Source organism: Dyella sp. (assembly GCF_036568765.1).
Lineage (GTDB): Bacteria > Pseudomonadota > Gammaproteobacteria > Xanthomonadales > Rhodanobacteraceae > GSA-30.
The window spans coordinates 1-4,903 of sequence record NZ_DATCRY010000232.1 but is presented as its reverse complement, the minus strand read 5'-3'; the positions used below and the strand labels follow the sequence as shown (position 1 = coordinate 4,903).

Sequence of the window (4,903 nt, the reverse complement as noted above, 5' to 3'; positions counted from 1 at the left end):
CGGCAGATGGATACCGGCCAGGGGCAGCACGGCCAGCAGGAAGATCGCGGTGAATACGGTGTTGACCAACGAAATCTTGATCTGCGCGAACACGATATTGTGGAAGGCATCGGCCAGCCGCTGGCAGCGCAGACTCAAGGCCGCTGCGAGCGGCCCGACCTGATGCGCCGGGCGTGCACGGCTCAGCGCAACGATGGCGCCGAGGATCATGCCGATCAGGATATGCACCAGCGCGCGTGCCGCGCCCTTGCCCAGCAGCTGCAGGCTGCCGGCATGCTTGCGGGTCAACTCCAAGGCCATGACGCGCAAATCATCGACGCTGTCGGGCAGCCAGCCGGTAATCGTCGGCGGCATTTGCTGGCGCGCCTTTTCGACCAGCGGCATCAACTGCCCCTGCCAGAATTGCTCGGGATTGCCGAACTCGGCGCGCAGGAAGCTCACCGCCCCCAGGATCAGCAACATCAGCAACCCGACCACGATGGTGCCGAGCAGCGCTACCACCAACACTCGCGCACGATCGCTGGGCACGCTGCGGCCGAGCAATGGTGCGAGCGACTGCACGAGCACGTACACCAGCAGTCCGGCCAGCAGGGCCGGCAGCAGGTGCAGCTTCAATACCAGGAAGAGGCCCAATGCCGCCAGAATATAGCTGGCAAGGGTAATCATCGGATGAGCGGGGCGAGGAGCGGGCAGCTGGGATTCCATGGATCGACCGCAACAGGAACTTGCGCGGAGTCTGTCAGCAGCCTGTCGACTCCGCCAGCCTTTAATCGTGCTGTCGTAAACTTTCGCCAACTTAGATCTGTTTCTGGCGCCCGGCGCCTCCATCCAACTAGGGGTTTACTCGCATGTCCATCCGTTTGCCGGCGATTCTCGCCGCGCTCGTTCTGCTTGCCGGCTGTTCGGCTACGCCCTCCAGGTCGGTCGCACCGGCCTCCTCCCATGCCGCTCAGGCCCCCAAAGCTGCTACGGCCGGCCCGGCAGCGGACGATAATCTCAATGCGGTGGCATGGATGCAGAACTCTCAGGAGCACGACCTGATCTACCTGCAGACTTACCGCGATGCGCAATCGCGCCTGCTGGCGGCATTGAAGGACAAGCAATGGGATGCGCTGGCCAAGGACGATCGCGTCAGTCCGATCGCCGGCAAGAAGCCGGCCGTAGTGCTCGACATCGACGAAACGGTGCTGGACAACTCGCCTTATCAGGCCCGCCTGATCAAGAGCGGCGGCGAGTTCAACGAGGCCGACTGGGCGGCCTGGTGCAAGGAAGAGAAAGCTCGCGCCCTGCCAGGCGTGGTCGAATTCACGCAGTTCGCTGCCAAGCATGGCATTGCAGTCATCTATGTCTCCAACCGCGCCAAGGACCTCGACGAAGCCACATTGTCCAACTTGCGCAAGGCCGGCGTGCCGGTCGCGGGCCCCGAATCGTTCCTGGGCCTGGGCACCTTCGTCGAGGGCTGCGAACAGATCGGCACCGAAAAGGGCTGCCGCCGCCAATTGATCGGCAGCAAGTATCGCGTGCTGATGCAGTTCGGCGACCAGATCGGCGACTTCGTCTCCGTACTTGCCAACAACAGCCAAGGCCGCGACAAGGCCATCGCTCCGTATATGAACTGGATTGGCACACGCTGGTACGTCCTGCCCAACCCGAGCTACGGCTCCTGGGAACCTGCGTTGTTCAACAATGACTGGACGCTACCGCGCGAGCAGCGGCGCGCACAAAAGATGAACGCGCTTCGATTCAATTGATATTATTGAAATCAATGACTTACATAGTAAAATGTGAGGTATTGCCTTAGCATTAACAGGCAAGTAATATCTCTCCTGCCAAACCTGCTGACCTCAGAATCTCTGCAGGCAAAGGCCATTTCCCTTCCGGCTCTGCCGGATTACCCCGCGAGGCCCAACGCCCGCGGGGTTTTCTTTACCTGAACGCCCGGCCTCGCCCCCTTGTTTAGCCGCCATAGGCACCTTTACGCTCCGCCGGCCCATCCTGCCCTTGTCGGGGCGCCACCGGTTACCGCGAGAGCATCCATGCGCAGCCTTCGTTTCCGCTTCTATGTATTGTCGATTGCCGCCGCCTTCGCGCTGGTGGCCTGCCACGACAAAGACAAACAGGAAGCCACATCCGGTGGCGAGACACCGGAAGCAGCCGTGCAGCAATCGGTAGCCCTGATCAAGAGTGGCGACTTTGCCGGCTTCTGGAAACATGCCCTTCCGCCAGCGGATTACGCGACCTTCCGCCAGGATTGGGCGCGCCCGGATCCGGATCGCGCGCCCCTGACCGATCAGCAGCGCGCCGAGTTCACCAAGAACTACGCCGACTGGACCGCGCCGGGCGCGGAAGACAAGCAATATGCCGAACTCAAGCCGAAGCTCACACAGCTCTCGCAGCAATACCGCGACCAGTTGCCGGTGATGGTCGGCATCGTCCAGCAGATCGCCAAGACTGGCATCGAGCAGGACAAGAGCATGACGGCCTCGCAGAAGAGCCAGACCGGCGCGGTCGTCGATACCCTCGCCCCCTGGGTACAACAGGCTCCCTGGTTCGACCAGGACAAAGCCAAGCAAGCCATAGCCGTTACGGTCGATACCGCTCGCAAGCTGGATCTCAAATCTGCCGACCAGATGCGTACCATGGATTTCGACACCTCGATGCAGAAGTACGCGATCGGCTACCAAGGTGTGAAACAGGTACTCAACCTGTACGGGCTGTCGATCGACCAGACGCTCGATTCGGTCAAGCTCACCACGCTGGAAAACGCCAATGGACATGCCCGCGTGAAGATCGACTACGTCCTGCTCGGCAAGCCGCTGTCCTCCGAATCGGAACTAATCCAGCAAGACGGACGCTGGTATAGCCAGGATCTGATCCAGAACGCACGCGATATGCACGTTCGCCTGATCCAGCCTGCCGCGCCCACCAGCGCACCGGCGCCTGCGGCATCGACTGTCACCGCCAAAACGACTTCTTAAGAGGCGCAGCCGCGCAATCGTTACAATAAGGGCATGCCGACTATCTCGACAGCGGATCAAGCCGCCTCCCGTAGCCGCTCGCCTTGGTGGTTTCACCTGGCCGGACAAATCATCGAACCCTGGGTGCGCCTGCGACGCGACCCGGCAGAGCCAGCCGCCTTGCTGCAGCCAGGCGTGCCGGTTTGTTATGTGATCGAGCGCGACGGCTTGTCCGATGCACTGATCCTGGACCGCGCCTGCCGCGAAGCCGGCCTGCCCAGCCCCATGCAGCCGCTGCCGGGGACACGCCGGCGGCGCTCCGTGTTTGCGCTGGCACGCCGCGACGGCTGGCTGTTCGGCCGCAACCGTCACCGCGCACCGAGCGAGCCGCTGGGCCAATTGCTGCGCTCGCTGGAAGCGCGACCCGATCACGATATCCAGATCGTACCGGTGTCGATCTATGTCGGCCGCGCCCCCAATCGCGAGAGCGGCTGGTTCAGCGTACTGTTCTCCGAAAACTGGATCGTCGTGGGCCGCTTCCGCCGCATGCTGGCTTTGTTGCTCAACGGCCGCGATACCGCTGTGCATTTCTCCGCGCCGGTTTCGCTGCGCAGCGTGGTCAACGAGGGCGGCGATATGCGCCCCGAACGCTTCGCCCGCAAATTGGCGCGCGTGCTGCGCACGCACTTCCGACGTATCCGCGCGGCAGTGATCGGCCCCGACTTGTCGCACCGGCGCACGGTGGTCGACGCGGTACTCAATGCCGAGCCGGTACGTGAGGCGATCGCCTCCTCGATGAGCAAGGAAAATCTGACCCACGCCAAGGCCTGGAACAAGGCGCGCAAACTGGCGCTGGAGATCGCGGCAGACTATTCGCACCCGGTCGTGCGCTCGGTGTCGTTCCTCTTGTCCAACTTCTGGAACAAGCTCTACGACGGCATTGCCATGCATCATTTCGACAAGGCGCGTGCCGCCGCACCCGGTCATGAGGTGGTGTACGTACCTTGTCATCGCAGTCATGCCGACTATCTGCTGCTGAGCTACCAGTTGCACCAGTCCGGCGTCGTGGTGCCGCACATCGCTGCGGGCGTGAACCTCAACCTGCCGGTCATCGGCCCGATCCTGCGCCGCGGCGGCGCGTTCTTCCTGCGCCGCAGCTTCAAAGGCAATGCGTTGTACTCGGTGGTGTTCAACGAATACCTCGCCCAGCTGATCGATCGCGGCGTGCCGATCGAGTACTTCATCGAGGGCGGCCGTTCGCGTACCGGGCGCCTGTTGGCGCCACGCGCCGGCATGCTGGCGATGACGGTACGCGCGTTCCTGCGCGCACCGCGCCGACCCGTTCTGTTCCAGCCGGTCTACATCGGCTACGAAAAGCTGATGGAAGGTAAATCCTACGCTGGCGAGCTCTCGGGCAAACCGAAGGAAAAGGAATCTCTGATCGGCCTGGTACGGGGCCTGAAGGTACTGCGCCAGCGCTACGGCCATGTCGTACTGAACTTCGGCGAGCCGATCGAGTTGACGCCGTTGCTGGAGGAAACCGGCGCCGACTGGCGCGCTGCGGGCAACGACCCCGACGCCAAGCCGGAATGGCTCAACAGCGTGGTCGATCGACTGGCCGACCGGATCCAGATCAATATCAACCGCGCAGCCGACGTCAATCCGATCAACCTGCTGGCACTGGCCTTGTTGGCTACCCCCAAGCACGCCATGGCCGAGAACGACTTGCTGGCGCAGTTGGAGCTGATGAAGTCCCTGATTGCCGAACTGCCGTATTCCGACCGGGTCACGCTGACCTCGGTGGATCCGGCGGGGATCATCGCCTATGGCGAGCAGATGGGCTGGATTCGCCGCGTGCGCCACCCGCTTGGCGACGTGCTGGTCACCGAAGACGAGCAAGCGGTACTTCTGAGTTATTTCCGCAACAACGTGCTGCACCTCACCGC

The 4,903-nt window shown here is 62.6% G+C and carries 4 protein-coding genes; 3 read left to right on the top strand and 1 reads right to left on the bottom strand.

Annotated elements, in window-relative coordinates; all coding sequences use genetic code 11:
* The coding region (locus tag VIM98_RS15875) for a hypothetical protein (RefSeq protein ID WP_331994083.1) at positions 1-705 on the bottom strand (705 nt) is incomplete at its 3' end.
* A gap of 143 nt (positions 706-848) precedes the next feature.
* Between VIM98_RS15875 and VIM98_RS15870 the strand changes: the two genes are divergently transcribed.
* The 3 genes from VIM98_RS15870 to plsB form a co-directional block, all read left to right on the top strand.
* The gene (locus tag VIM98_RS15870) at positions 849-1,751 is read left to right on the top strand and encodes a 5'-nucleotidase, lipoprotein e(P4) family (protein WP_331994082.1); all 903 of its coding nucleotides are present in this window, start codon (positions 849-851) and stop codon (positions 1,749-1,751) included.
* A 285-nt stretch (positions 1,752-2,036) separates the two neighbouring features.
* On the top strand, positions 2,037-2,978 hold the full coding sequence (locus VIM98_RS15865) for a hypothetical protein (RefSeq protein ID WP_331994081.1): 942 nt from the start codon (positions 2,037-2,039) through the stop codon (positions 2,976-2,978).
* A gap of 33 nt (positions 2,979-3,011) precedes the next feature.
* Positions 3,012-4,903 (top strand): glycerol-3-phosphate 1-O-acyltransferase PlsB (plsB, locus tag VIM98_RS15860; protein WP_331994080.1); only part of this gene is annotated, 1,892 nt, incomplete at its 3' end.